Origin of the sequence: Thalassospira sp. UBA848 (assembly GCF_002295455.1) — a bacterium.
Classification (GTDB): domain Bacteria; phylum Pseudomonadota; class Alphaproteobacteria; order Rhodospirillales; family Thalassospiraceae; genus Thalassospira.
Window position 1 is genome coordinate 1 of record NZ_DBGS01000052.1, and the last position, 23,899, is coordinate 23,899.

At 55.2% G+C, this 23,899-nt stretch carries 26 protein-coding genes; 5 read left to right on the forward strand and 21 right to left on the reverse strand.

Features of this window, described 5'->3' with window-relative positions; all coding sequences use genetic code 11:
* The 12 genes from B2R48_RS06620 to ccoN form a co-directional block, all read right to left on the reverse strand.
* On the reverse strand, nucleotides 1-143 hold a 143-nt coding region (locus B2R48_RS06620), incomplete at its 3' end, for a signal recognition particle receptor subunit alpha (protein ID WP_296998970.1).
* Nucleotides 144-374: 231 nt separating this feature from the next.
* The gene (gene panC, locus B2R48_RS06625; protein WP_296998930.1) at nucleotides 375-1,256 is read right to left on the reverse strand and encodes a pantoate--beta-alanine ligase; all 882 of its coding nucleotides are present in this window, start codon (nucleotides 1,254-1,256) and stop codon (nucleotides 375-377) included.
* A 45-nt stretch (nucleotides 1,257-1,301) separates the two neighbouring features.
* Nucleotides 1,302-2,147, reverse strand: a complete 846-nt coding sequence (gene panB, locus B2R48_RS06630; protein ID WP_296998932.1) for a 3-methyl-2-oxobutanoate hydroxymethyltransferase — start codon at nucleotides 2,145-2,147, stop codon at nucleotides 1,302-1,304.
* A gap of 213 nt (nucleotides 2,148-2,360) precedes the next feature.
* Complete coding sequence (locus B2R48_RS06635; RefSeq protein ID WP_213474189.1) at nucleotides 2,361-3,059, reverse strand: cyclic nucleotide-binding domain-containing protein; 699 nt, start codon at nucleotides 3,057-3,059, stop codon at nucleotides 2,361-2,363.
* A 79-nt stretch (nucleotides 3,060-3,138) separates the two neighbouring features.
* Nucleotides 3,139-3,327 (reverse strand): cbb3-type cytochrome oxidase assembly protein CcoS, encoded by a 189-nt coding sequence (gene ccoS / locus B2R48_RS06640; RefSeq protein WP_062955946.1) that lies wholly within the window; start codon nucleotides 3,325-3,327, stop codon nucleotides 3,139-3,141.
* A gap of 4 nt (nucleotides 3,328-3,331) precedes the next feature.
* Nucleotides 3,332-5,755: a heavy metal translocating P-type ATPase metal-binding domain-containing protein gene (locus tag B2R48_RS06645; RefSeq protein ID WP_296998936.1), complete on the reverse strand. Its 2,424-nt coding sequence runs from the start codon at nucleotides 5,753-5,755 to the stop codon at nucleotides 3,332-3,334.
* Entirely contained in the window at nucleotides 5,752-6,273 is a 522-nt protein-coding gene (locus B2R48_RS06650) for a FixH family protein (RefSeq protein ID WP_213474187.1), read from the reverse strand. Before B2R48_RS06650 ends, B2R48_RS06645 begins: the two co-directional genes overlap by 4 nt.
* A 32-nt stretch (nucleotides 6,274-6,305) precedes the next feature.
* A complete protein-coding gene (gene ccoG, locus B2R48_RS06655; RefSeq protein ID WP_296998939.1) occupies nucleotides 6,306-7,793 on the reverse strand; it encodes a cytochrome c oxidase accessory protein CcoG in 1,488 nt (495 codons plus the stop codon).
* A gap of 306 nt (nucleotides 7,794-8,099) precedes the next feature.
* Nucleotides 8,100-8,972, reverse strand: coding sequence for a cytochrome-c oxidase, cbb3-type subunit III (gene ccoP / locus B2R48_RS06660; protein ID WP_213474186.1), 873 nt, complete (start codon nucleotides 8,970-8,972; stop codon nucleotides 8,100-8,102).
* A 15-nt stretch (nucleotides 8,973-8,987) separates the two neighbouring features.
* The gene (locus B2R48_RS06665; RefSeq protein WP_084272043.1) at nucleotides 8,988-9,149 is read right to left on the reverse strand and encodes a cbb3-type cytochrome c oxidase subunit 3; all 162 of its coding nucleotides are present in this window, start codon (nucleotides 9,147-9,149) and stop codon (nucleotides 8,988-8,990) included.
* A gap of 15 nt (nucleotides 9,150-9,164) precedes the next feature.
* Entirely contained in the window at nucleotides 9,165-9,896 is a 732-nt protein-coding gene (gene ccoO, locus B2R48_RS06670; RefSeq protein ID WP_062955942.1) for a cytochrome-c oxidase, cbb3-type subunit II, read from the reverse strand.
* 13 nt (nucleotides 9,897-9,909) lie between these two features.
* The gene (ccoN, locus tag B2R48_RS06675; RefSeq protein ID WP_062956052.1) at nucleotides 9,910-11,367 is read right to left on the reverse strand and encodes a cytochrome-c oxidase, cbb3-type subunit I; all 1,458 of its coding nucleotides are present in this window, start codon (nucleotides 11,365-11,367) and stop codon (nucleotides 9,910-9,912) included.
* Nucleotides 11,368-11,784: 417 nt separating this feature from the next.
* Between ccoN and B2R48_RS06680 the strand changes: the two genes are divergently transcribed.
* A complete protein-coding gene (locus tag B2R48_RS06680) occupies nucleotides 11,785-12,291 on the forward strand; it encodes a hypothetical protein (protein ID WP_062955941.1) in 507 nt (168 codons plus the stop codon).
* On the opposite strand, the gene B2R48_RS06685 is transcribed toward B2R48_RS06680, so the two are convergent.
* Nucleotides 12,255-12,839 carry a Crp/Fnr family transcriptional regulator gene (locus tag B2R48_RS06685; RefSeq protein ID WP_296998947.1) on the reverse strand — a complete coding sequence of 195 codons (585 nt, stop codon included), beginning with the start codon at nucleotides 12,837-12,839 and terminating at the stop codon, nucleotides 12,255-12,257. The genes B2R48_RS06680 and B2R48_RS06685 overlap by 37 nt on opposite strands.
* A gap of 90 nt (nucleotides 12,840-12,929) precedes the next feature.
* Between B2R48_RS06685 and B2R48_RS06690 the strand changes: the two genes are divergently transcribed.
* The 4 genes from B2R48_RS06690 (at nucleotide 12,930) to B2R48_RS06705 (ending at nucleotide 16,670) form a co-directional block, all read left to right on the forward strand.
* Nucleotides 12,930-13,700 (forward strand): SDR family oxidoreductase, encoded by a 771-nt coding sequence (locus B2R48_RS06690; RefSeq protein WP_296998949.1) that lies wholly within the window; start codon nucleotides 12,930-12,932, stop codon nucleotides 13,698-13,700.
* A gap of 6 nt (nucleotides 13,701-13,706) precedes the next feature.
* Complete coding sequence (locus tag B2R48_RS06695; RefSeq protein ID WP_296998951.1) at nucleotides 13,707-14,378, forward strand: TVP38/TMEM64 family protein; 672 nt, start codon at nucleotides 13,707-13,709, stop codon at nucleotides 14,376-14,378.
* A gap of 63 nt (nucleotides 14,379-14,441) precedes the next feature.
* Nucleotides 14,442-15,287, forward strand: a complete 846-nt coding sequence (gene dapF / locus B2R48_RS06700; RefSeq protein ID WP_213474182.1) for a diaminopimelate epimerase — start codon at nucleotides 14,442-14,444, stop codon at nucleotides 15,285-15,287.
* A 186-nt stretch (nucleotides 15,288-15,473) separates the two neighbouring features.
* Nucleotides 15,474-16,670, forward strand: a complete 1,197-nt coding sequence (locus B2R48_RS06705) for a phosphoglycerate kinase (RefSeq protein WP_296998955.1) — start codon at nucleotides 15,474-15,476, stop codon at nucleotides 16,668-16,670.
* 81 nt (nucleotides 16,671-16,751) lie between these two features.
* Here the strand turns inward: B2R48_RS06705 and B2R48_RS06710 are convergent, their stop codons facing one another.
* The 8 genes from B2R48_RS06710 to B2R48_RS06745 all read right to left on the reverse strand — a co-directional run.
* A complete protein-coding gene (locus tag B2R48_RS06710) occupies nucleotides 16,752-17,738 on the reverse strand; it encodes a squalene/phytoene synthase family protein (RefSeq protein WP_296998957.1) in 987 nt (328 codons plus the stop codon).
* A 117-nt stretch (nucleotides 17,739-17,855) separates the two neighbouring features.
* Entirely contained in the window at nucleotides 17,856-18,533 is a 678-nt protein-coding gene (locus tag B2R48_RS06715; protein WP_296998959.1) for a hypothetical protein, read from the reverse strand.
* A gap of 218 nt (nucleotides 18,534-18,751) precedes the next feature.
* Nucleotides 18,752-19,597, reverse strand: a complete 846-nt coding sequence (locus B2R48_RS06720) for an alpha/beta fold hydrolase (RefSeq protein WP_062955933.1) — start codon at nucleotides 19,595-19,597, stop codon at nucleotides 18,752-18,754.
* A 36-nt stretch (nucleotides 19,598-19,633) separates the two neighbouring features.
* The gene (locus B2R48_RS06725; RefSeq protein WP_296998962.1) at nucleotides 19,634-20,440 is read right to left on the reverse strand and encodes a methyltransferase domain-containing protein; all 807 of its coding nucleotides are present in this window, start codon (nucleotides 20,438-20,440) and stop codon (nucleotides 19,634-19,636) included.
* A 124-nt stretch (nucleotides 20,441-20,564) separates the two neighbouring features.
* On the reverse strand, nucleotides 20,565-20,753 hold the full coding sequence (locus B2R48_RS06730; protein WP_062955931.1) for a hypothetical protein: 189 nt from the start codon (nucleotides 20,751-20,753) through the stop codon (nucleotides 20,565-20,567).
* A 78-nt stretch (nucleotides 20,754-20,831) separates the two neighbouring features.
* On the reverse strand, nucleotides 20,832-21,377 hold the full coding sequence (locus B2R48_RS06735) for an RNA pyrophosphohydrolase (RefSeq protein ID WP_062955930.1): 546 nt from the start codon (nucleotides 21,375-21,377) through the stop codon (nucleotides 20,832-20,834).
* 42 nt (nucleotides 21,378-21,419) lie between these two features.
* Entirely contained in the window at nucleotides 21,420-22,949 is a 1,530-nt protein-coding gene (locus B2R48_RS06740) for a divergent polysaccharide deacetylase family protein (protein ID WP_296998967.1), read from the reverse strand.
* A 58-nt stretch (nucleotides 22,950-23,007) separates the two neighbouring features.
* On the reverse strand, nucleotides 23,008-23,899 hold an 892-nt coding region (locus tag B2R48_RS06745), incomplete at its 5' end, for a S41 family peptidase (protein WP_296998969.1).

Below are 23,899 nucleotides of genomic sequence, written 5' to 3' on the forward strand. Positions count from 1 at the left end.
ACGACCGGAAGTGCCACGTCCGCCTCAAGCAGGGCGACGCGTACTTCGCGCATGGCTTCCTTGACGTCGGATTCTTTCAGCGCGCCACGTTTGCGCAGCTTATCGAGAACCCCGCCAAGGCGATCGCTTAGTCCTTCAAACATTCCAAATCCCGTCTGTGTTGCCGGTGTTTCCACCGAGTGCGCACAAAAAACTAAAACCCAGTGCTCGAAACTCGAGGACTGGGGGAGTCACCCCTTGGGCGACCTTTGGTGAGGAGGGTTTATTGGATCAGGGGGTGGGAGTCAAGCGCAATCGGGCGCAAAAGCGCGTTATTCTGCGCTTTTCATTCGCCTTGCTGTGCAATTGGCGATTCCGCCACTAAGCGCGGGTATTTAACCCCCGGTCATGCTTTTGGCTATGGCCGGTTCAATTGCATGATTGTCGATCAAACGCGCTTTGCCAAGCCGGGCTGCAACGAAGATTCGGGCGGGTTTTAGGACCGTGTCGCTGATCAGTTCCAGTGTCGCTGCATCGCGGACTTCAAGATAGTCAATCGGATCGAACCCGGCAGTGAGGATATCTTCGCGTCCCTTTGCCAGCAGCGGACCGAGTTCAGCACCCTTTGCCGCCTTGGCGGTGATTTCCGCCAACACGTTGTTGAGTGTTGGGGCAATGGCGCGTTCGTCGGGTGTCAGATAACGGTTGCGCGATGACATGGCCAGTCCATCTTCTTCGCGCAGGATTTTCGCCCCGATGATCTCGACCGGAATGTTGAGATCTTCCGTGAACCGGCGGATAACCATCAGTTGCTGGTAATCCTTCTGACCAAAAATGGCGCAATCGGGCAGGGCCTGGAGCAGCAATTTGGTCACAACCTGTGCCACGCCATCAAAGTGGCCGGGCCGGGCCGCCCCACACAGCACGTCGGTCATTGCGCCATCAACAGAGACCTTGGTGGCAAAGCCGTCGGGATACATTTCATCAACCGAGGGGGCAAAGCACAGCTCGACCCCGGCACCATCAAGCAGTTTCTGGTCTGCTGGCAGGGTGCGCGGATAGGCTCCGAAATCCTCGTTCGGGGCAAATTGCGTCGGATTGACGAAGATCGAAACGATCACCCGGTCGGCATGTTCACGGGCCAGATGTGTCAGGCTGACATGGCCATCATGAAGCGCGCCCATGGTTGGAACCAGGGCGACACGCAGGCCTTTGGCGCGCCAGTCGGCAACAGTCGCGCGTATATCAGCGACAGTGTGAACAGTCGTAAGGGACATCGTTATCGTCGTACCGAAGATTGCAGAAAATTACGGCGATCTGGATCAGACCGCGCGCAACTTACCTTTTTTGGCAATACCAAAGCAATGTTCATCCGTCGGAAACTGACGGGTGCGCACTTCGTCGGCATATTGGCCGACAGCCTCGGAAACCGCATCACCAAGATTGGCGTAGCGTTTAACGAATTTTGGCGTGAAATCGGAAAACAGACCAAGGATGTCTTCGGTGACAAGGACCTGACCATCACAGGCAACCGAGGCACCAATGCCAATGGTCGGGATGTTGATGGCCTCGGTTATCTGACGGGCGACGGGTTCGACCGTTCCCTCGACAACAACCGAAAAGGCACCGGCATCAGCAACCGCCTTGGCATCGGCAAGTGCCTTCATGGCCGTTTCTTCATCACGTCCCTGACTTTTGAAGCCGCCCATGGTGTTGACCTGTTGGGGCATCAGGCCGATATGGGCCATGACCGGTACACCACGCATGGTCAGAAATTCGATGGTCTCGGCAAGTTCGGCACCGCCTTCAATTTTCACAGCCGCGCATCCGGTTTCGGCCAGAATGTGCGACGCGGTGCGGAAGGCCTGTTCCTTGGATTCCTGATAGCTGCCAAAAGGCAGATCAACAACGACGCAGGCATTCTTTGATCCGCGCATGACGGCCTTGCCATGGTTGACCATCATATCGACAGTCACGGCAAGGGTGCTTTCCATACCATAAACAACCATGCCCAATGAATCCCCGACCAGAAGCAGGTCGCAATGTTCATCAAGGCGCTGGGCCATTGGTGCGGTATAGGCGGTCAGGCAGACAATGGGGTCATGCCCCTTACGGGCACGAAGTTCTGGGACGGAGGTCCGGCCCATCTTTTTGCTGGTGGCACTCATAACGTTTCTCCCCCGGTACAACCGGATTTCGCTGCCCGATCTTTGTCGAGCGTGCGGTCATGTTTACAATACCATGGCCGCGAACGGGAAACATTTTTTGCAATCGCGAAATAGGCAATTCGGCCAATAACCGCCATTTTAGGCGTGCGTGGGCAGATGGTTCGAATGATCTGCGCCGCTTATTGTGATTGGCACTTCACGTTCACGAAGGAATCACAGACCTTCCGCAAGGTCTTCAAGCATGTCGAGACCAACCGCCTCAATATGGCGGTTATCCTTCAGCGAAATGGTCGATTCCTTGCGAAGCTGGGTCAGGGTACGTGACACGGTTTCAATGGTCAGGCCCAGATAATCGGCGATGTCGGAACGGCTCATGGGCACATTGATCGTGTCAGTGCTTTCGCCCCGATGTTCCTGACGGCGGGCAAGCATCAGAAGGAAGGATGCGACCTTTTCCTTGGCAGTCTTGCGTCCCAGAAGAAGCATCTGATCCTGCGCAGCAGCCAGTTCGTCAACGGCCATGCCCAGCATGCGTTTTTCAAGATGCGGAAACTTGTCAAACAGCTTTTCCAGCTTTTGGCGCGGGAAACGGCAGGCTGTTACCGGCTCAATGGCCTCGGCGGTGTAGCTGTAATTGGCATTAAGTGCCAGGCCCAGAAAATCACCCGCAAACAGGAAACCGGTAATCTGACGGCGGCCATCGCCCAGCAGTTTATACAACTTTACCGAGCCGGTTGTGACGTTGAAAACGTAATCCGCATCTTCGGCTTCGTGGAAAATCGTGCTGTGTGGATCATACTGAGCATGAGTCAGCAATTGACGCAGCTGGTCATGTTCGTCGCCATGCAATGCCGAGCAAAACGTTAAGTCCTTGATAGAACAGGCGTCGCAGATTTGAGGGCGGACTGCCATCACAGACTCCGATGCTGGTGACCCGATAGGCGAAACAAAACTGAATCTATCCGATGATATAGGTCAGTTTCAAGCAATTCTAACTATCGTCCTGATGGAATTTCTTCGACTTGTCAGAAGGTTTAACATCGTCGTCATCAAAAAGAATGCGATTTGCTGCTCCTTCCATATCGTCAAACTGGCCAGAACGCAATGACCACAAGAACGCACCAAGGCCCAAAAGCCCCAGAAACAATGCAATCGGGATCAGGAGAAGAAGGTTGCTCATGGCTTTATGATCCTGCCTGCTGCGACAACTTGGTTACCGGTTTCGCGCCAACCAGGTCAGGCTTTCCTGAATTTACGTGCAAACGCAAGGCGTTGGCGATCACGACAAGCGAAGAAGATGACATCGCAATTGCCGCAATGAGTGGCGTGACATACCCGGAGACCGCAAGCGGGATCGTGATCACGTTATAGGCAAAGGAAAGGGCGAAATTCTGACGCACCAACTGGTCGGCCTTGCGGGCCACGTCAATCGCCTCGATCACGGCACCCAGCCGGTCGCCCTGAAAAACGATGTCGGCAGCATTTTGCGAAATTTCGGCGGCTGTGGCCGGGGACATCGATGCATGGGCCGCGGCAAGGGCCGGGGCATCGTTGATGCCATCGCCAACCATCAGGTCGCATTTGCCCTCATCCGACCGCGTCTGAATATGGGCAGCCTTCTGGGTTGGCGACATACGGGCCTGCCAGACCGGAATCCCCAGTGTTTCGGCAAGCTGGCGTACTGTGCTTTCGCGGTCGCCCGACAGCAAGGTCATTTCAAACCCGCGTGTGCGCAGATTGTCGATGACGTCTGGTGCGTCGCTTCGCATGGTGTCACGGAATACAAAGCGGGTCGGCGCAACACCGGGTTCAGACAACCACAGTTCCGGTCCGGCAATATCGGACGGGACATCTGCGTTCTCGGCCACATCGCAAAAGGCACGACTGCCAAGTCGGATCGGCCCGGAGGGGCCGGGCGTCAAAAGGCCAAGACCAGCCTGCTCGCTGACATTGGGATGGGCTGTAACATTGCCAGCAGCGCGCACCAATGCCCGCGATAGCGGGTGATTGCTGTTTGCGGCCATCCCGGCGGCAAACAGCAGCTTGTCCTGATCCGGTTCGCCAACCAGTTCCGGTTTGCCGGTGGTCAATGTGCCGGTCTTGTCAAAAATAATTCCGGTAACTTTTGTAAGCCGTTCAAGCGCTGTTGCCGATTTGACCAGAATACCTGCACGCAACAAGCGCCCGGTGGCGATCACCTGCACGACAGGAACAGCCAGTGCAAGTGCACAGGGACAGGTAATGATCAGAACGGCAATGGCATTCATCAGCGCATCCTGCCAGCCAATGCCGCCAATCAACCACCAGCCGATAAAGGTTGCGAGCGACAAGGTATGAACCACCGGCGCATAAGCCTTTGCCACACGATCGGCAATCGCAACATAGCGCGCGCGCCCCTGTTCGGCATTTTCCATCAGACGGACAATTTCCGACAGCAACGTATTGCCACCTGTAGCGGTGACTTCAATGCGCAGCGGTGCAGAAATGTTGGTTGTTCCGGCAAAAACGGTCGCGCCAGGACGGTTCAGAACGGGAATGCTTTCGCCGGTGATAATGCTGGTATCGACATCGGACTGGCCATCGACGACCTTGCCATCAATGCCAATGCGTTCGCCTGCGGCGACCAGAACAGTCATGCCCGGTACGGCCTTTTGTGGTGCGATAAGCCGTCGCGTGCCGTCAGGTTCGACAACGGTAATTGAACGGGCATTCAGCGATAACAGATGTTCCGCGGCTGATCGCGCTTGGCCCCGTGCCCGGCCGTCCAGATATCGGCCGATCAGCAAGAAGAACAGAAGCGTGATCGCACTGTCGAAATAGGCATGCGGTTCACCACGAATGGTTTGGGCAAGGCTCATGCCAAGCGCCAGAATGACACCGAGGCTGATCGGCACATCCATATTGACCCGGCGGTTGCGAATAGCCCCAACGGCGGAACGATAAAACGGCAAACCGGCATAGGCGGCGGCAGGCAGCGCGATCAGGGCGGAAATCCAGTGAAACAGATCGCGGGTTGCCCCGCCCATGCCCTGAAAATACCCGGCCCAGACCGAGACGGAGAGCAACATCACATTCCCCGCAGCAAACCCGGCAACCGCAAGGCAACGCAGCAATTCCTTGTTGCGTGACGCTGTTGCCTGTTCAAGTGCGGCCGGATCAAACGGTATCAATCGATATCCCATCTGCATCACCGGGCGGATGATGTCGTCAATGTCGCCAAGTTCGCCCTGCCAGCTCAGGCGCAGGCGCCGGGTGGTCATATTGACGCGCGCCTGAAGAACAGTCGGATTGCGTTGCAGGAGGGTTTCGATCAGCCAGACGCAAGCCGCACAGTGAATGCCATCAACCATCAGATTGAGATGGTGATTTCCATCGCCGTCCGTGCTTGCGAGTTCGGTGAAATCGACGTTTGCCACTTCATCCTCGTCGGGGCGGAGCGCACGGACCTTCGGATCAATTGCACGTCGATTGTAATAGGATTTCAGTCCCAGTTCACCGAGCAAGGCATAGGCACCTGCACATCCGCTACAGCAAAAGTCGGGTGCAGCCGGTGAAAGCGCTGTCACCGGCTCGCCGCAATGGCGACAGGACTGAAGAGGGGCGTTCATGGATTTACGACGACATACTCGACGGTTTGATAATCATCCCCCATCGCGTTCGCGATGGTGCGCAGCTGCCAGCGTCCGTAAACCGGGAAAGCAGCACTTGCACGATATTCACCCGGGGCAATTTCGGCCAGCGGAATTGTGGCATCAAGGTCATCACGGTCCGCACGCGACATCATGACAGACATTTTAGCGCCGGTAATCGGGTTGGAGTCCTTGTCGCGGAACAGGATGGTGATGGTACCATTCTGATCAATGACACCATCGACGCTAAGCTTGCTGCGCCAGCCAAGTTCTTGTTGACGGGCTGCACCGGAAATGGCCGCGTTATAATTGTTGCCCTCTTCAAAGGCATGCTTGGTCACAAGGCCATTCCAACTGGTCATCGAAAAGGTGACCAGCGAGATATTGGCGATCAGCATGATGGCGAAACCGCCGACAAAGTACCACGGTATCCAGCGATCAGATTTGCGCGGGCCATTTGGATCTGAAGAAGGGGACGTCGTCATATGCATAGCCATTTCTTGTCTCCAGTACTGAGTCGCAGCGGCGATCAGTTTTCGGTCTCGGGACCGGCGAATACTGTATCATATGTTTCGGTGTTTCCGGTTTCCTTATCGGTCACCGTAAATTCGAATGGCGTGGATTTCTCGCCAAGATCGTCAGGATCAGCGGCAACAAAGACGCGGAAACTGCCGACACGATCAGGTGCAACTTCAAGGTCAAAGGTGCCGTTCTGGTTGGGTGTCAGGCCAATCACCTGAAGGTCGGTGGTATCCAGCCCCTGAACGGACAGGACATAGGTTTTTTCAGCCTGTTCCTTGTTGAGTACCTTCAGGGTATAGCCGTTGCGTACATCGCCATTGGACAGCGCAACAAACAGCGGGTTGCGATCACGCAGGACATTGAGTTCAAGGACCGAGCGATTGGCAAGGCCAAACATCATCACCGACGCGACAAGGACAAGAATAACCGAATAGAAAATGGTACGCGGACGGATGATGCGAACACGGGTCGCCTTGCCCTGGGCCCGCAATTGGGAGTTCTGAACCGAGTCAAACCGGACGAGATCCCGCGGGAAGCTGACCTTGTCCATCATTTCGTTGCAGGCATCAATGCACAATCCACAGCCAATGCATTCCATCTGCAAGCCGTCGCGGATATCAATCCCGGTCGGGCAGACATTGACACAGGCACGGCAATCAATGCAGTGGCCGGTTTCGGGGACTTCACCACGTTGCAGGTTTTTGCGCTTGATCGGTCCACGCGGTTCACCGCGCCAGCCTTCATAGGTTACAATCATGCTTTCATCGTCAAGCATGGCTGACTGGAAGCGCGGCCACGGGCACATATAGGTGCAGACCTGCTCGCGGGCCCAACCCGCAAGAAGGTAGGTGGAACCGGTAAGGAAGGCGATGGTGACATAGGTGCCAAAAGAGGCATTGACAGTGAAAATATCGACCATCACGGTCGGCGCATCGTGGAAGTACAGGACAAAGGCACCACCGGTTGCCATGGAAATGACAATCCATGCCACATGCGTTGCACCGATTTTCCAGGCTTTTTCGAGTGTCCATTTAGACTGGTCGAGACGCATGCGCGCGTTGCGGTCGCCCTGAATGTAACGTTCAACCAGCATGAACAGATCAGTCCAGACTGTTTGCGGGCAGCCATAGCCGCACCAGATGCGACCAAACAACGATGTTGCCAGAAACAGCCCGATCGCCGCCATGATCAGGATGCCTGTGATGTAGTAAACTTCCTGAGGCCAAATCTCGATGAAGAAGAAATAGGCGCGCCCAAGATCCATGTCGATCAAAACAGCCTGATCCGGTGCAGTTGGTCCGCGGTCCCAGCGCAACCACGGGACAGCCCAGTAAATGCCCAGAAGCGCGATCAGCGCAAACCATTTCAGATTTCTGAACCGGCCCGAAACCCGTTTCGGGTAGACCTTGTCGCGTGCCTTGTAAAGCGGCTGATCACGGTCATCTTCTTCTATGACAGTGGCGGGGTCGACATCGGGATGCTGCAAATTGGACATGGCCATGTTCGCTACCTGGTTGTTGCTCTGAATCTTGCGATTGCTCTCTGTGCGGGATGGACCCGCCAATCGTTTTCAAGATTAGGCTGTCAGGAGAAGTTGGTTTCTGGCAGCTTTGCAGGGCAAACTCTAATTATTCAAATCTCAGGCTGAAAATACGAGAGCCCCGCCACAGACACCATGACACATGTCAATTTATCGGCTGTTCCTGTGCGAAATTTGGGGAAAGGCTCTCGCGTGTACAAAGTAGTCACGAAAAAGGCCCACGACTTGTGATCGTGGGCCTTTTCTCAAAGATGTTCCGGCTTACTGACCGCCGCCGAGCGAGTGGACATAAACCGTCAGCATTTTGATGGTTTCTTCGTCCAGACGACCACCCCAGGCCGGCATCACACCGCTTCGGGAATTCATGACCGTTTCGGTGAGGGTTTCTTTCGATCCGCCATAGAGCCAGATGGCATCGGTCAGGTTCGGTGCGCCGAGATCCTGAATACCTTTGGCATCTTCGCCGTGGCACGAAGCGCAGTTTTCCTCAAAAACGACCGCTCCGCGATCCGCAGCAGCGGCATCGGTTTCACGACCGGTGAAGGAGAGAACATACTCAACCACATCTTCGATCTGGTCGCGTTCAAGCAGTTCGTCACGACCAAATGCCGGCATGTCATTGAAGCGGGTATCTTCGTTGGCATCCCAACGAATACCGACATGCAGCGTTTCATTGATCGCATCAAGCGTCCCGCCCCACAGCCATGCATCGTCCTGCAATGACGGGAAACCCGGGTTGCCCGAACCACCGGTGCCATGACATGGCGCGCAGTTATCAGCGAAGACTGCCTTGCCACCAGCCATCGAGAAGTTCAGAAGTTCGCTGTCATTGGCGATTTCCGATACATCAAGGGCCGCCAGACGTTCCATGTACGGTGCACGTTCAGCGGCAACGTTGGCCATGGTTTCGTGAAGTTCGGTACGGTTGGTCGTCCCAAACATACCTTTAAGGTAGTCATTGGCGGTTGGCCAGGACGGGTAAACCACCCAATAGCCAACTGACCAGATGACGGTGATCCAGAAGACATAGACCCACCAGGACGGCAGCGGAGTGTTGAGTTCCTTGATGCCATCCCATTCATGACCGGTGGTCTCGCGCCCGGATACTTGGTCTTTCTCGACTTGTGTCGACATTGCTCTGTTCTCCCCTCAATCCTGATCCCGGAAGGGGATCTGCGCGTGCGATTCCATGTCCTTGTTGCGCTTTTTGCTTGGCCACATGACCCAGGCAATAATCGCGCTGAACAGCAGCATCAGCCACAGACCCCACAGAGGGCGGAAAAAGTCAGCGAGTTGCGTAAAGAATTCCATGACGATCCCCTTGCACTAGCGCAGGTTCATCTGCGGGTTGTAGGTGGTGAAGTCGACCATCCGGCCAAGGACCTGCAGGTACGCGACAAGCGCATCCATTTCGGTCAGTTCTGCCGGGTTGCCGTCGAAGTCACCTGTTGCCGCATTCGGATACCGTGCGAGGAAATCATCGTCATAGGCCGCATCCTCGCTGGCCTGCAGGTAAAGGTCTGCCTTGGCCGCCTCGATCATCTCGTCTGTGTAGGGGACACCCACCATCTTGAGGGTCTCGAGATGTGCCCGAGCGTCATCGAAATCCAGTTTGCGTTCCGCCAGGAACGGATAACCCGGCATGATCGATTCCGGCACAACGGCGCGCGGGTCAATCATGTGGGCCACATGCCAGGCATTGGAATATTTTCCGCCAACACGTGCCAGATCAGGACCGGTTCGTTTTGACCCCCACTGGAACGGATGGTCATACATCGATTCTGCTGCAAGGCTGTAATGGCCATACCGTTCGACCTCGTCACGGAACGGACGGATCTGCTGGGAATGGCAGTTATAGCAACCCTCGCGGATATAAATGTTACGACCAGCCTGTTCGAGCGGCGAATAGGGACGGACCCCTTCGACCTTCTCGATGGTTTGTTCCATCGTGAACAACGGCACGATTTCAACAATACCGCCAATGATGATGGTCAGGAAAATACCAAGGATCAGAACGAAGACGTTCTTTTCAACAATATGGTGTTTTTTAAGAAGCATATCTCGTTCCCCCTTATTCGGCTGCAACGGTTGCAGGCGTGCCGATTGGTGCTTCGTTACGGAGGTCACCCTTGATGGTCTTGTAGATGTTCCAGACCATCAGCAGCGAACCCAGCAAGAACAGCAGGCCACCGGTTGCACGAATGATGTAGTAGGGATGCATCGCCTCTACCGTTTCGATAAAGGAATACTGCAGGAAGCCAAGCTCGTCATAGGCGCGCCACATCAGGCCCTGCATGATCCCCGAAACCCACATCGAGGTGATGTAAAGAACGATCCCGATGGTGCCGAGCCAGAAGTGATGAGCAACAAGGCGCATCGAATACAGGCGTTCACGGTTCCAAAGGACCGGGATCAGGAAGTAGATCGCACCGAACGATACGAAGGCAACCCAACCAAGCGCACCGGAATGCACGTGACCAATGGTCCAGTCGGTATAGTGCGACAGGCCATTGACCGCCTTGATTGACATGACTGGACCTTCGAAGGTCGACATGCCATAGAAACCGACAGCCGCGACCATGAAGCGCAGAACCGGGTCAGTGCGCAATTTGTCCCAGGCACCCGAAAGCGTCATCAGACCGTTGATCATCCCGCCCCAGGATGGCATCCACAACATGACCGAGAAGGTCATGCCAAGGGTCTGTGCCCAGTCCGGCAGTGCGGTGTAGTGCAGGTGGTGCGGACCAGCCCAGATATACAGGAAGATCAGCGCCCAGAAGTGAATGATCGACAGGCGATAGGAATAGACCGGACGTTCAGCGCGCTTTGGAATGAAGTAATACATCATACCAAGGAAGCCGGCCGTCAGGAAGAAGCCAACCGCGTTATGGCCGTACCACCACTGGGTCAGGGCATCCTGCACGCCCGAGAACATCGAATAGGATTTCGTGCCCATGAACGAGACCGGAATGGCAAGGTTGTTGCCAAGATGCAGCATCGCAATGGTCACGATGAAGGCCAGGTAGAACCAGTTCGCAACATAGATGTGCGGCTCGGTACGTTTCAGAAGGGTACCGACAAACACCGCCAGATAGCAAACCCAGACGATCGTGATCCAGATATCAACGAACCATTCCGGTTCGGCATATTCACGACCCTGGGTCACACCGGTAACATAGCCGATTGCTGCCATCACGATGAACAGCTGGTAACCCCAGAACACAAACGCCGGAAGAGCCTTGCCACCATAAAGCGGGGCGCGGCAGGTGCGCTGTACCACATAGAAGGATGTTGCCAGCAGCGCGTTACCGCCAAAGGCAAAAATCACAGCCGATGTGTGCAGCGGACGCAGACGTCCGAAATTCAGAAATTCGGTATCAAAATTGAGAACCGGAAATGCGAGCTGCCATGCAATGACATCGCCCACCAAAAATCCGACTACTCCCCAAAATACGGTCGCAAGTGCGGCCCAGCGCACAACGTCCATATTATAATCGACAGCAACTGAAGGCGATGCTGCCTGTGCCATGCTCCCCTGGCTCATGCTTGACTCCCGTTCAAGGTGGTCGGGTGAACTGCCCAAAACCCTCTCGGGCAGTTTCAATAGTCCTGGTGAAACGCTGATCAGCCGATCTTTGATTCACCCGCACAAAAAGCCCCACCCAAAATGCGCCATGGCCTGTGGTCAGGGCGCGCTATTCCGGGCGAGGTTTCCTAATTCGTCTGACGAGTATGCGGGCAGTTCATCGGAAAGCCATTGACCTACGTCAATATTGGCGTGCAATCCCGTCAGAAATTCAATCAATGGAAATCTCATAGCCCTTGGAATGGGTGCTTCTGTACTGGCTGTGTTTATGCGCGCCAAACCCTTGGAAGGTGTTGATACACATCAAGGTTAGCGCGAATTTTTTCCGGCATGATTTGATAAATTCGAGAGGGCAGGATCATGTCAGAAGCCTATAAGTCACTTCCACTTACAGCACAGACCGCGGATATGACCTATCCGCTGGTTCAGATGTTGAAAGTCGACATGTCTTTTGACCGCTGGCGGGCATTTGTCGACCAGTATTGCATGCCCGTTGCTGCAGGTTCGCTTGATGCAAACGCCGACAGAGATGACATTCTGTGGCAGCGTCAGCGCGGTATCATCGTGGTTGCCAACGAGCGTGGCTATATTCACGGGCTTTTTTCATATTATGTCCGTGATGACATGGCCGATGGTGTGGTGCTGCATGTTGATAATGTCATCGCCGTGGAAATTGTCACAGGTGACTATGTGCTGGATGCCATGCGCGATGCCATGGCCCGGCTTTCGGACCTTCATGAATGCCGGAACGTTTACGTGTCACTGGGTGAAGTCGAAGGCCGCTTGCAGTCCTATTTCACCAAATCCGGGTTCGTGCCCAGCAAGGTGCGCTATTGTGCGCCTGCAACGCCCAGATTGTCCGCCTGATTTATCCGTTTTCGAATGCGTGAAAGCGCTATCGGTGTAATGCCGATAAAACTTGCAATCTGCGCCTGGGTCAGGCGCGGAACAATATGGGCGTAATCTTCGAGAAACCCCTGATAGCGGTCCTGTGCGGACAGGCACAGGAATTCGTATTCGCGCTTTTCCTTGCGCAGGCTGACCTGTTCGTTGAAATCAAAAAACACAGCCATCAGGTCCGGGTCTTTTGAGCACACAGATCGCAGTTTGTCATACGGAATGGCGGTGACTTCGCAATCCTCAAGGCAGGTGATTGCGAAATGGCTGGGTTCCCCCATGATCTGGCAGCGGCGCGATCCCATAACCGAGTTTTCCGCAAAGAAGCTTTTGATCCATTCCTTTCCCTCGAAAGTGACATAGGACATCTGGGCCAACCCCCGGCGCAGGAAAATCACATCCTGGCACACCTCACCCTGTTTGATAATTTGACTGCCCTTGGCATGGTTGGTGTTGCAGATATGGGGTGCCAAATACGCATCTGATTGAAGTCGTCCGATCAAATCCGAAAAATTCATGTCCAATAAACCCGGGTTAATGCGAGTCCCGCTCTGTGGTGGCCAACTGTGGTGGTTCCAAACAACAGACTACGCGGATGGCAGACCATTATGAACAGACAATCGGAAACTGTCCTAATTACCGGGGCAACATCGGGAATCGGGCGGGAATTGCTGGGCATTTATCACGCAGAAGAGTTCGACGTGATCGCCCATGGACGATCAGAGGTAAAGCTCCATGACCTGAAAGCCCAGTTTCCGGGCATCAGGACCGTTCAGTCTGATCTGGCTGACATGGCGTCTGTTGACGCGATGATGACCGATATAATGCGTGATGGTCCGCACCTTGATCTTGTGATCAACAATGCCGCCATCCAGGAAAAAGGTGTTCTGACGGATGCGGACTTCAGCACATCGCAGGCAGATCGCGAAATCGCGGTTAACCTGCTGGCGCCAATGCGTATATGTCGCGCTGTGATCCACGGATGGATGACGCAGGCTGAAACAATAAGAACGCGAAGCAACAGCGCAAGCTGTCGGATCGTAAATGTGTCATCGGGTTTGGCATTTTTCCCCAAGACAAGCGGGGCTGTTTATTGCGCCAGCAAAGCCGCGCTTCACAGCTTTTCCCAAAGCCTGCGCTACCAGCTTGTTGCTGCAAACCTTCCTGTTGCGATCAGCGAAGTATTCTTGCCGGTGGTGGATACGCCAATGACCGCGAGTCGCGACCTGCCCAAGATCCCGGCGCGACAGGCAGCACTTGCGATACATGACGGAATTCTTGCCGGGCAGGATGAAATCTATGTCGGTAAGGCCAGACTGATTCCGGTGGTGACCCGTTTGTCTCCGTCGTTGATGAAATCCATTTTACGCAAGGGATAAGCCACCATGAAAGATCTGATCAAAACGGGATTGGTCCTGGCGATCTCTTTTGCTGCGACGTTTGGCATATTGGTCGCCACCGGATTGCTGCAGCGCGACGATGTTGTGCGCTGGCTGGAAGCAGCCCGTGAGATTGATGCCTGGATTGTTGCGCTGATTGTCATGGGTTTGCTGGTGGCGGACTTGTTCATCGCCGTGCCAACCATGACTGTCACCTTGCTTGCCGGTTTTTTTCTCGGACCCGTTGCCGGGGCACTTGCCGCCGGGGCCGGTATGATCACTGCAGGCGCAATGGGTTATGTCATGAGCCATCAATTCGGCCGTCCGGTCCTGCGGCGGATAATCAGTGACGAAATCAGATTGGCCGAAATGGAGGAGGTCTTTGCCCGCTATGGGCTGGTTGTTTTGATGATCTGTCGCGCGATGCCGATCCTGCCCGAGGTTTCCTGCTGTCTGGCAGGGGTGACCCGCATGCGGTTTACCAAGTTCGGGTTCGGTTACCTCATTGGGACGGTGCCCTATGTCATTGTTTGCGCATGGTTGGGCGCACAAAGTTCGACCACTGATCCGATGCCGGCGATCTGGGGTGCTGCGGGCGTGACAGTTGTGATGTGGTCATTCTGGTTCTTTCTGATACGCCATCACCGCCGTTCAACCCGAAGGACTTTAAAGGGATAGGTTTGGCAGAACTGCACATACCCACATGTGGACGTGATTTGGAATCAGGACTATAAGGCGGGTATGAATGGTATTCCTTTTGTCAAAATGCATGGTCTGGGAAATGATTTCGTTGTCTTTGACGGACGACGCGATCCCGCTGTGCTTGATCTTGATAACGCGACCGCAGCCCGCATTGCCGATCGTAAGACCGGGGTTGGCTGTGATCAGCTGATTGTGATCGAACCGGCGCGCGATGATCTTGCCGATGTCTTTATGCGCATCCGCAACAATGATGGCGGCGAGGTCGAGGCATGTGGCAATGCCACGCGCTGTGTTGCCAACGTCGTCATGGGCGAACTGGGCCGCAAGGAAGTCATCATCGAAACCGTTGTTGGTCTGCTTGATGCCAACGGTCTGGCCGATGGCCGTGTCACCGTCGATATGGGGCAGGTCAAGCTGGACTGGCGTGATATCCCGCTGTCCGAGGCGGTCGATACCAATCACATTCCATTGTCGCTTGGTCCGCTTTCCGATGCAGTCGGCGTCAATGTCGGCAACCCGCATGGTGTTTTCTTTGTCGATGATGCCGAGGCGGTTGATATTGAAAAGCTGGGCCCGGTGCTTGAACATCACGAAATGTTCCCGGAACGCGCCAACATCGAGGTTTGCAGCATCATTGATGAAAACAAACTGCGCATGCGGGTTTGGGAACGCGGTGTCGGGGTAACCCGTGCTTGTGGAACCGGCGCCTGTGCGGCGGGTGTTGCCGCAGCACGCCGTGGTCTGACCGGGCGTAAGGTCGAGGTCGTCCTTGATGGTGGTCCGCTGACGATTGAATGGTTGCCCGATGATCATGTTCTGATGACCGGTCCGGTGGCGACCAGTTTCTCGGGCTTTTTGCATGCATCCCTTCTGGGGAACCATTGATCAGGTTTTGAAAACCGGCCGGGCGGAAACGTTGGCCGGTTTTTCTTTTTTGGTAATTTTGCGGGCCTGATCCGGCCTTGCGTCGGTTGCGCTGATCGGGCAAAACAGGGCGCATCAGGATTTGGTTCAATCCATGTCGGGACACCCAATCCCGTCTTTTGTGAAACTCAAAAGCAGGTTCAGATAATGGCTGACTTCAATACGCTTGACGGTGTCAATGTCGCTGGCAAGCGCGTTTTGCTGCGCGCTGATCTTAACGTTCCGATGAAAGATGGGGTTGTGGGCGATACGACTCGTATCGACCGTACCGTACCGGGCCTGATCGAACTGGCCGATGCTGGTGCGAAACTGGTGGTCATCACCCATTTCGGTCGCCCGAAAGGCGCGCGCGTTCCGGAAATGACCCTGAAACCGGTGGCCGAGGCGCTTGCCAAGCAGCTTGGTCGTCCGGTGAAGTTTGCCGATGACTGCATTGGTGATGCGGCCGCAAGCGTTGTGAACAGCCTTGAAGACGGCGAAATCGCCCTTCTGGAAAACCTGCGCTACCACGCCGAAGAAGAAAAGAACGATCCGGCCTTTGTTGCCGAGCTTGCCAAACTGGGCGACGTTTATGTCAATGACGCCTTTTCCTGTGCGCACCGTGCGCATGCTTCGACCGAGGGTCTGGCGCGCGCACTTCCGGCCTATGCGGGCCGTTTGATGCAGGCTGAGCTCGAAGCACTTGGCAATGCGCTGGAAGCACCGAAACATCCGGTGATGGCGATTGTCGGTGGGGCAAAGATTTCCACCAAGCTTGATCTTCTGGGCAATCTGGTGGCCAAGGTCGATCAGCTGGTGATTGGCGGTGGTATGGCCAATACGTTTTTGGCGGCCAAGGGTGTCAATGTTGGCAAGTCGCTCTGTGAGCATGACTTGCTCGACACCGCGCGGGCCATTTTCAAAAAGGCCGAAGCTGCCAATTGTGAAATCGTCTTGCCGGTCGATGCGCTGGTCGCCAAGGAATTTGCCGCCAATGCGCCGCATGATGTTTCCGATATCGATGATGTTGCTTCTGACGGCATGATCCTCGATGCCGGTCCGGCAACCATCGTTGATCTGAACAAGCGTCTCGAGTCTTGTGAAACGCTGGTCTGGAACGGCCCGCTTGGTGCGTTTGAAATTACCCCGTTTGATACGGCAACCGTTTCGGTCGCTCAGCATGCTGCTGAACTGACCAAGGCAGGAAAACTGCTGTCGGTTGCTGGCGGCGGTGACACGGTCGCAGCGCTGCGTCATGCCGATTCTGATCAGGCATTTTCATATGTCTCGACCGCGGGCGGTGCCTTCCTTGAATGGCTTGAAGGCAAAACCCTTCCAGGGGTGGCAGCGCTTCGCGCCAGCTAAGCCATCACCTTTGCGGCAGAATGACAAACCCCGCCAAGCTGGCGGGGTTTTCTTTTGGCTGATCCGTAAAGGCCCGCGAGCCTAATCCTTTTTGACGTCGGGCAGGCTGTTTTGCGCGGTGCTTTGCATGATGGCATCGCGATCCTTGAGGAAGGCGGCATAGCCATTTTCGGTCATCGCACCGGCCAGTTCGATATATACGGTGAACAGGCGCGATAATGTATCGGCCTCGTCGGTATCAAGAACGGACAGCAATTCGCTTGATCGCGCCTGACCGGTTTCAAAATGCTCCCACGCATGTTCGAGCAGGATTTTGCCAAGATAATCCAGATCATCATATTTGCCCTGACCGATGGCATTGCGGATCTCACCAAGGGTGATGTCGGCGGCAATCAGCATTTCGGAGGGGATGGTAACCAGGCGGTCCGGGCCTTTGATGTCTTCGGGCAGGTCGCGCAGGATGTGAATGATATAGCAAAAGATTGCCATATCGCGCGCATTATAAAGCGGCGGATTGGTCAGCGGTGAGGTATAGCCGATTTCAGGATCATGCCGGGCAGAAAGAAGATAAACAAAGATCGATGCCGGGGCAGCGGTTGCCCCTTCGCAATAAGCGATGAAATCGTCCCATTCATCCATCGGTTCTTCCGCGATGTCGCGATGAAGTGCATCGGCCAGTTCAATCCATGGATCGGCGGGAAGGTCGCTGCGGCCAAGGGTCAGGCGGAGCGCGTCATAAACCGGACCGGTCAACGGACCGCCTTCGGGCATCGGATTGTCCACATCGGCCTTGGCAGCCATGACCTGTGCTTGCCACTGATGAACGGTTTCAAGAACCGCTTCGCGTTCGGCATCACGCTGGGCATCAGGAAGTTCCAAGAACCCGTCATCAACGATATCGTCAATCACGCGCATCGAGGCATAGGCAGCCAAAAAGAATCTCTGGCGTTCCGGGCCAAGGCGCATGGCCGCACGATAGAGGTTGGCGTTTTTTGCCGCTGCCAGATCGTTACAGGCATCAAATGGTGCGCCAAGCACAGCGTGTTCTGGGGGAAGCGAATGGCTCATGCGCGTCTGTATGTTCCTTTGGGTTTCCTTCCAAAGAGTCATACAGGACTGCCCGCCTTGCGCAAGATCGGAATTGGGAATTATGCGTAAAGCCCAAGGCTGCGTTCAACCAAATCATCAGAACTTGATCTTATAACTCGCCGTTAGACCCAGCATGGCGTCAATTCCGTCAAGAAGGCCGTCTTCGGTGTTTTTGGTGCCCAGATCCCGCGAGACAGAGCCATGCAAGCCAATCCAGATATCTTCAAGCGGCATATAGGATAGTGAACCCGCGAGCCCGGCGTCATTGGCATTCGAAACACTATTCAAGCCAAACCTTGGGCGGGCAAGATGACGGGTGCCAAATTGGTCGGTTTCGTACACCCCGACAGTTCCCGGCGCAGCCGCGTTAAGATCAAAGAACGGCCCCATTGAAAAACCGAGGTCGGGTGATGGTGAATAACCAAGGCCGATCCGCGCATTAATGCCGTGATCAGACCGCGGTGCGCCCCCGAACTCAAGCCAATATTGTGATGGGTTCCCCGATGCATTGGCATCCGGGTCGAGCGTGATGCCATACCGCGCAGATGGTGTGAAATCGGGATTAAACCCGGATGGGCTTGATGGGGAAATACCATCTGGACCAAAGGCACTACCGCCTGGAATTAACTGAAAACCACTGGCGGAAGATGCTTCGGTTTCGAGTGACTGGGCCATGACAACAGGGCTCTGAGCCGTACTTGCAATCAGCAAGGTCGCCAGAATCGTCAGAGTCCGCTGTTTTTTTACCCAATCCAACCAATGCAGCTTTGTCATGTCGCCTGTTCCAACAGGTGATTGAACAACCACAAAAATCGAGGCAACAGCCAAGCCGCGTCTCGTCCCGGACGCTTGAATGGTGTGATTTTGTCGGTCCCAACCAACATCCGTCGAACCCGTGCCGCGTTCTTGGCGCGCAGCAAAGCAGTACCGGATTCAAGACGGACGGGATTTCAAGGCGTGATAATATCCTGTAACGGGCAAAGCTTGACCGGTCAGGATGTGCTCTTGCTCAGAAAGTCCCGAATTGCGTCGATTTGCGCTTTGTCATTCAGATGGGGAGCGTGTCCGCAGTTCGCCACTGCAAAAACCGGCATTTCCGGTTTTTTCTGCTTCATCTTTTCGACAATGGGTTTGGGAATCAGGTCGGATTTCTCGCCGCTGATCAACATGACGGGGCAGGGCAGGGCTTCGAATTCGGCCCAGGCGTCAAATGAATCAATATGTTCGGCAAAGACCCGCATAACTTCGGGGTCGTAATGCATCATGAAATTGCCGTTTGGCAACCGGCGAACGGAACGCGACGCCAAAAATGCCCATGTCGCATCATCGGCCACCCCGAAAGAGGCATAAACCAGCCGCACCAGCTGTTCGACCTCGTCGATGGTTTCAAATTCCGGAGATGCCCCGACATACGATTTGATCCGTGCAACCGCATCGGGATCAAGTTCCGGGCCGATATCATTAAGTACCAATCGTTCGATACGCCCTGCGACCTCGGTCGTGGCGTAAAGCCCGATCAAGCCACCCATGGATGTGCCAATCCAGTCGCAGGTATCGATTTTGAAATGGTCCAGCAGTTCAAACATCTGCGCAACATAGAATGGCACGGTATATTCCGCATCCGGATCACGGGCCCAGCCAGAGAAACCGCGCCCGATCATTGATGGGCACAGCACGTAATATTTATCGGTGAAATGTGGCGCGACATGGTCAAAGTCATCGGCCAGACGGGCGAGACCATGCATCATCAAAAGCGGCCGATTGGCCGGATCGCCCCATGCCCTGACATGGACCTCGTAACCGCAGCATTTGACGAAATGTTCGCGAAAATCGGCCATCGGGGGCTCCTTGTCAGGGATGTCTGCTTTCCGGGCTTACCCGGATTTCTTTTGGGCGATCATGAACAGACGGTTGAACGGAAACAGGGTTCGCCCATCATCACGTGATGGATAAACCTGATTAAGACGTTCCTTGTATTTCTTGGTAAATTTTTCGCGCGCTTCGTCATCTGGCAGGGCATCCATCACCGGACGCAAGATGGTCGAGCTGGTCCAGTTATACACCGCATCGGGGCCAGTCAGGACATGGCAATACTGGGTTTGCCACAGATCGATGTCGTCACAGGACGGTGCAAGCGCATCGAAATAGTCACCCGGACGCATGATGCGGGCTGCGTGCATGGCGGTTGCCACTTCCTTGCGCCAATCCATGCCGGCTTCACCGATCAACTGGTGACTGGGGGCAAGAAAGTTATTGGGCACCTGAATGGCGATCATGCCGCCGGGGCGCAGATGTTCAAGAAGACGTGGAAACAGCTTTGAATGATCAGGCACCCAGTGCAGTGCTGCGTTGGAAAACAGCAGATCAACCGGCTCATCAGGTTGCCAATCTGCGATGTCTGCCTTTTGCCATGTGATGTCTTCTTCGCGCTTGCGCGCGGTTTCAAGCATCTCGTCAGAAGAATCGACGCCAACGATGCTTGGTCCGTCAGCCCTGCCTGCACCATAAGCATCGGCAAGAACCGCTGTCACTGATCCCGGGCCACAGCCAAGATCGACAATGCTACGGGGAGAAAACCCGTTTGCCGGTTTGGGCAAACGTGAAATCAGATCGATGGCCGGTCGCAGGCGCTCATTGCCGAACAAACCGTAACGGGCAGGGTCCCAATGTGTATTGCTCATGGGAAACTCTTAACGCGTTTCGGGAGCCGTTTGAAGCATGGAGGTGACCAATTCCCAAAGACTTACGCCCCGAACCAGTGAACGGGGCGCAGTAAACCGGATTTACATCACGTCAGGGCAGCGATCAGTGATCAGCTGCCTCGAGCTGATCATAGTGGCCCTTGATCAGATGGAACATGAACAGCACGGCACCAATGAACATGGCAAGGCCGACGAAGTAGGAATAGCCGTCCTGCGAACCTGACGCATAAAACAGGCCGAAAAGACCGACCACAATGGTCAAAACACCAAAGATCAACCGATCCATACCCATGCTGGAACTCCTCTAAGCCGAATGTCTGTTTATTAAATCTAACGAAAACTGCGCTGCGATCAAACCGCAAACATCGTCTTATGCATCACCCATTTCACGAATTCTTTGCGGTACATCATGAAATTCAGCCGCGATTTGCAAATAAACAGGTCTTTTGAACGGTACGATCAGATCAGGCAAGGTCGCCAGATCGTTCCAGCGCCAGCTATCAAACTCCGGGTCTGGCACATCAATATTGATGTGCTTGTCCTTGCCGGTAAAACGCATGGCGAACCATTTCTGTTTCTGGCCGCGATACTTGCCTTTGAAAGCCTTGCCAATCAGATGTTTGGGGAGATCATAGGTCAGCCAGCTTGGCGTCTCAGCGACGATTTCGGCTTTGTCGGTTCCGATCTCTTCCTTGAGTTCGCGCATTGCGGCTTCGACCGGGGTTTCCCCCTCATCAATTCCGCCTTGCGGCAATTGCCAGGCGCCTTCGAACCCGTAGCGGTTGCCCATCCAGACCAGTCCGTCGGCATTGAACAGGGCAATGCCGACACACGGACGATAGGGAAGGTCCTCTGCTGTGACGTGATCCGGGGAACCGGTTTCCGTCTGTTTGGGGGTGTCGGACTTTTTTGCCATGATTGCTCCTGACGGGCGGGCCAAGCGGCCCGGCAACTGTTGCTAGTTCTCAATTGTGTCGGCCGGTTCGGCGTTCTCTTCCTGGGCTGCCTGCTCGGCCATGGCTTCGCGTTCGCGTTCTTCGGCTTCTAGGCGGGCCGCTTCGGCCTCGTCCGCTGATTGCGGCGTGACCTGCTGGCCGCTAATTGCGCTGACGGGTACCAGAACAACACCGTGACGGCGCAGGCGGAACGCCCAGTTGCGCAGTCGCTGAATTGTCACCGGATAGGATTGTGCAATTCCGACAGCAACCCCATTACGTTTGGCCATTTCAACCAGTTCGGCCAGACGGTTGTCAATCTGGCGGCGACTTGGCGTGTCATCAATGATCACATTGCCAATCGCATTCGGGGTGCCTGCGTTTGCTGCCAATTGTGCACCATAACTGGCAACTCCGCTGCCCGATGCTTCGACATACATCAGGCCCGTGCGCGAGATGAATTCGATCACCGGGCGAATGGCGCTATCGAGGCTGCCAAATTTGGATCCCTGACGGCTGACCAGTCCGGCATACCCCGGGAAGCGCGCCAGCAGCCATTCCAGACGGACAAGGTTTTCGCCCTCTGACAGCGACGTCAAAAGCGCGCGCGGGCCGGGATCGGAAAGCGGGAAGTCAGCCGGTTCCATGGGAAGTTCAAGAAAGACCTCATGGCCCATGGCGCGTGCTTCGCGGGCAACGGTTTGCAAATCGCGGGCATAAGGCGAAATCGCCAGCGAGATATTCAAAGGCAGATCATTGATCGCGGTTTCCGTGCGCTGTTCGTTCAGGCCGACACCGGTCAGCATCACCGCGACGACAGGCGTGTCTTCCGGAAGTTCGAACGGGCGCTTATAGGCATCAAAAGGCGTTGTGCCATCATCGCCAATGCGCGGGATGCGGCCAAAGCTGCCTTCTTCGTCCAGACCAGGCAACGGGGCCGGGCGCAGGGGATCGGGCTCGATCGGATCATCAAGCGATCCTTCTTCCTCGATCAGGGCTGCGAGTTCTTCCGGGGTCGGGGCATCATTTCCACCGGTGCCATCAGTTGAACCCGGTGTCCCGATCAGGTCGGAAACGCCATCAAGGTTCCCTGCAATGTCTTCGGCGGATTGCTCTTCACCGTTCGCCGCGTTTGCTGCTTGCTGTGCTGCGCGGTCACGATCCTGAATATCCTGAACACCGCGTGCGATTTCTTCTTGTAGTTCGCGCTCGGTGCCCGGAACCGTAATTGTGGTTTGCGGTCCGCCCATGTGAAACAGGCGCCAGCCGGTTTCAGGGTCCAGAACAGGGATCATCGCAACTGCTGTCGCCCCGAACGGCGACAGAAACAGCGTAATAATCAGCAATTTCGACAGCCAGCTGCGCCGCGATTTGGGCCGTTTTGGCAGTCGTTTTGACTGCACCTCAATGGGCAGCTCGTTAAAGGGAAGATCGTCAAGATTGACATCGTCCTCGTCTTCGGCGGCGTCAGTCATCCCGTCGGCAAGGTCGTCGGCCAGATCATCGGCCATTTCCCCGTCGATGTCGCCGTTCTCCTTTTTGCGGAACGGCAAGGAATTTAGGATTTTCCTGAACACGAACAGCTAGTCTTTCACGATGCCAAGCCCAACCTTATCCATTAGGACGTGGGCCAAACAGGGAAATACCCCGGATCATGTCAAGCGCCCGCGACAGCTGATAGTCGTCAACCGCCAGCTGCTCGGCCTCGTCACGGCGGGAGTTTGCATCCTTTTCTTCATCACTGATGCCTTCGTCCTCATTGCGAAGGGCCCCGCTCAGGGACGCCTCCGAACGACGGGTTTCGGCTTCGATGCTTTCGACGCGTGCCTGCGGAACGATGATGTCCGGCACAATGCCCACTTCCTGAATGGATTTGCCAGATGGCGTGTAATAGCGCGCCGTGGTCAAACGAAGCGCGACGTTGCCCGGCATTGGCAGGATGGTCTGAACCGATCCCTTGCCAAAGCTGCGCGTACCCATGATGACAGCGCGACGGTGATCCTGAAGGGCACCCGCGACAATTTCCGATGCCGAGGCAGAGCCATCATTGATCAGAACCACAATCGGCAAACCTTCGCTGAGGTCACCACTGCGTGCGTTATAACGTTCGGTATTCTCGGTATCACGCGGGCGGGTCGATACGATTTCGCCCTTATCAAGGAAGGCATCGGAAACCGAGATCGCCTGGTCAAGCAAACCGCCCGGGTTGTTGCGCAGATCAATGACCAGACCCTTGATTTCCGGGCCGATTTCTTCGCGCATGTCAGCAATGGCGCGCTGCAGGCCACTAGAGGTCTGTTCATTGAATTTGGTGATGCGGATATATCCGACATCGTCTCTCGGTTCGGCGCGTACTGACTGAATCTTGATGACAGCACGGGTCAGGGTAACATCGAACGGCGCCTGTTCACCCTTGCGGATGATGGTCAGGACAATGTCGGTATTGACCTTGCCGCGCATCATTTCGACCGCGTCATTTAGCGTCATGCCGCGAATGGCGGTG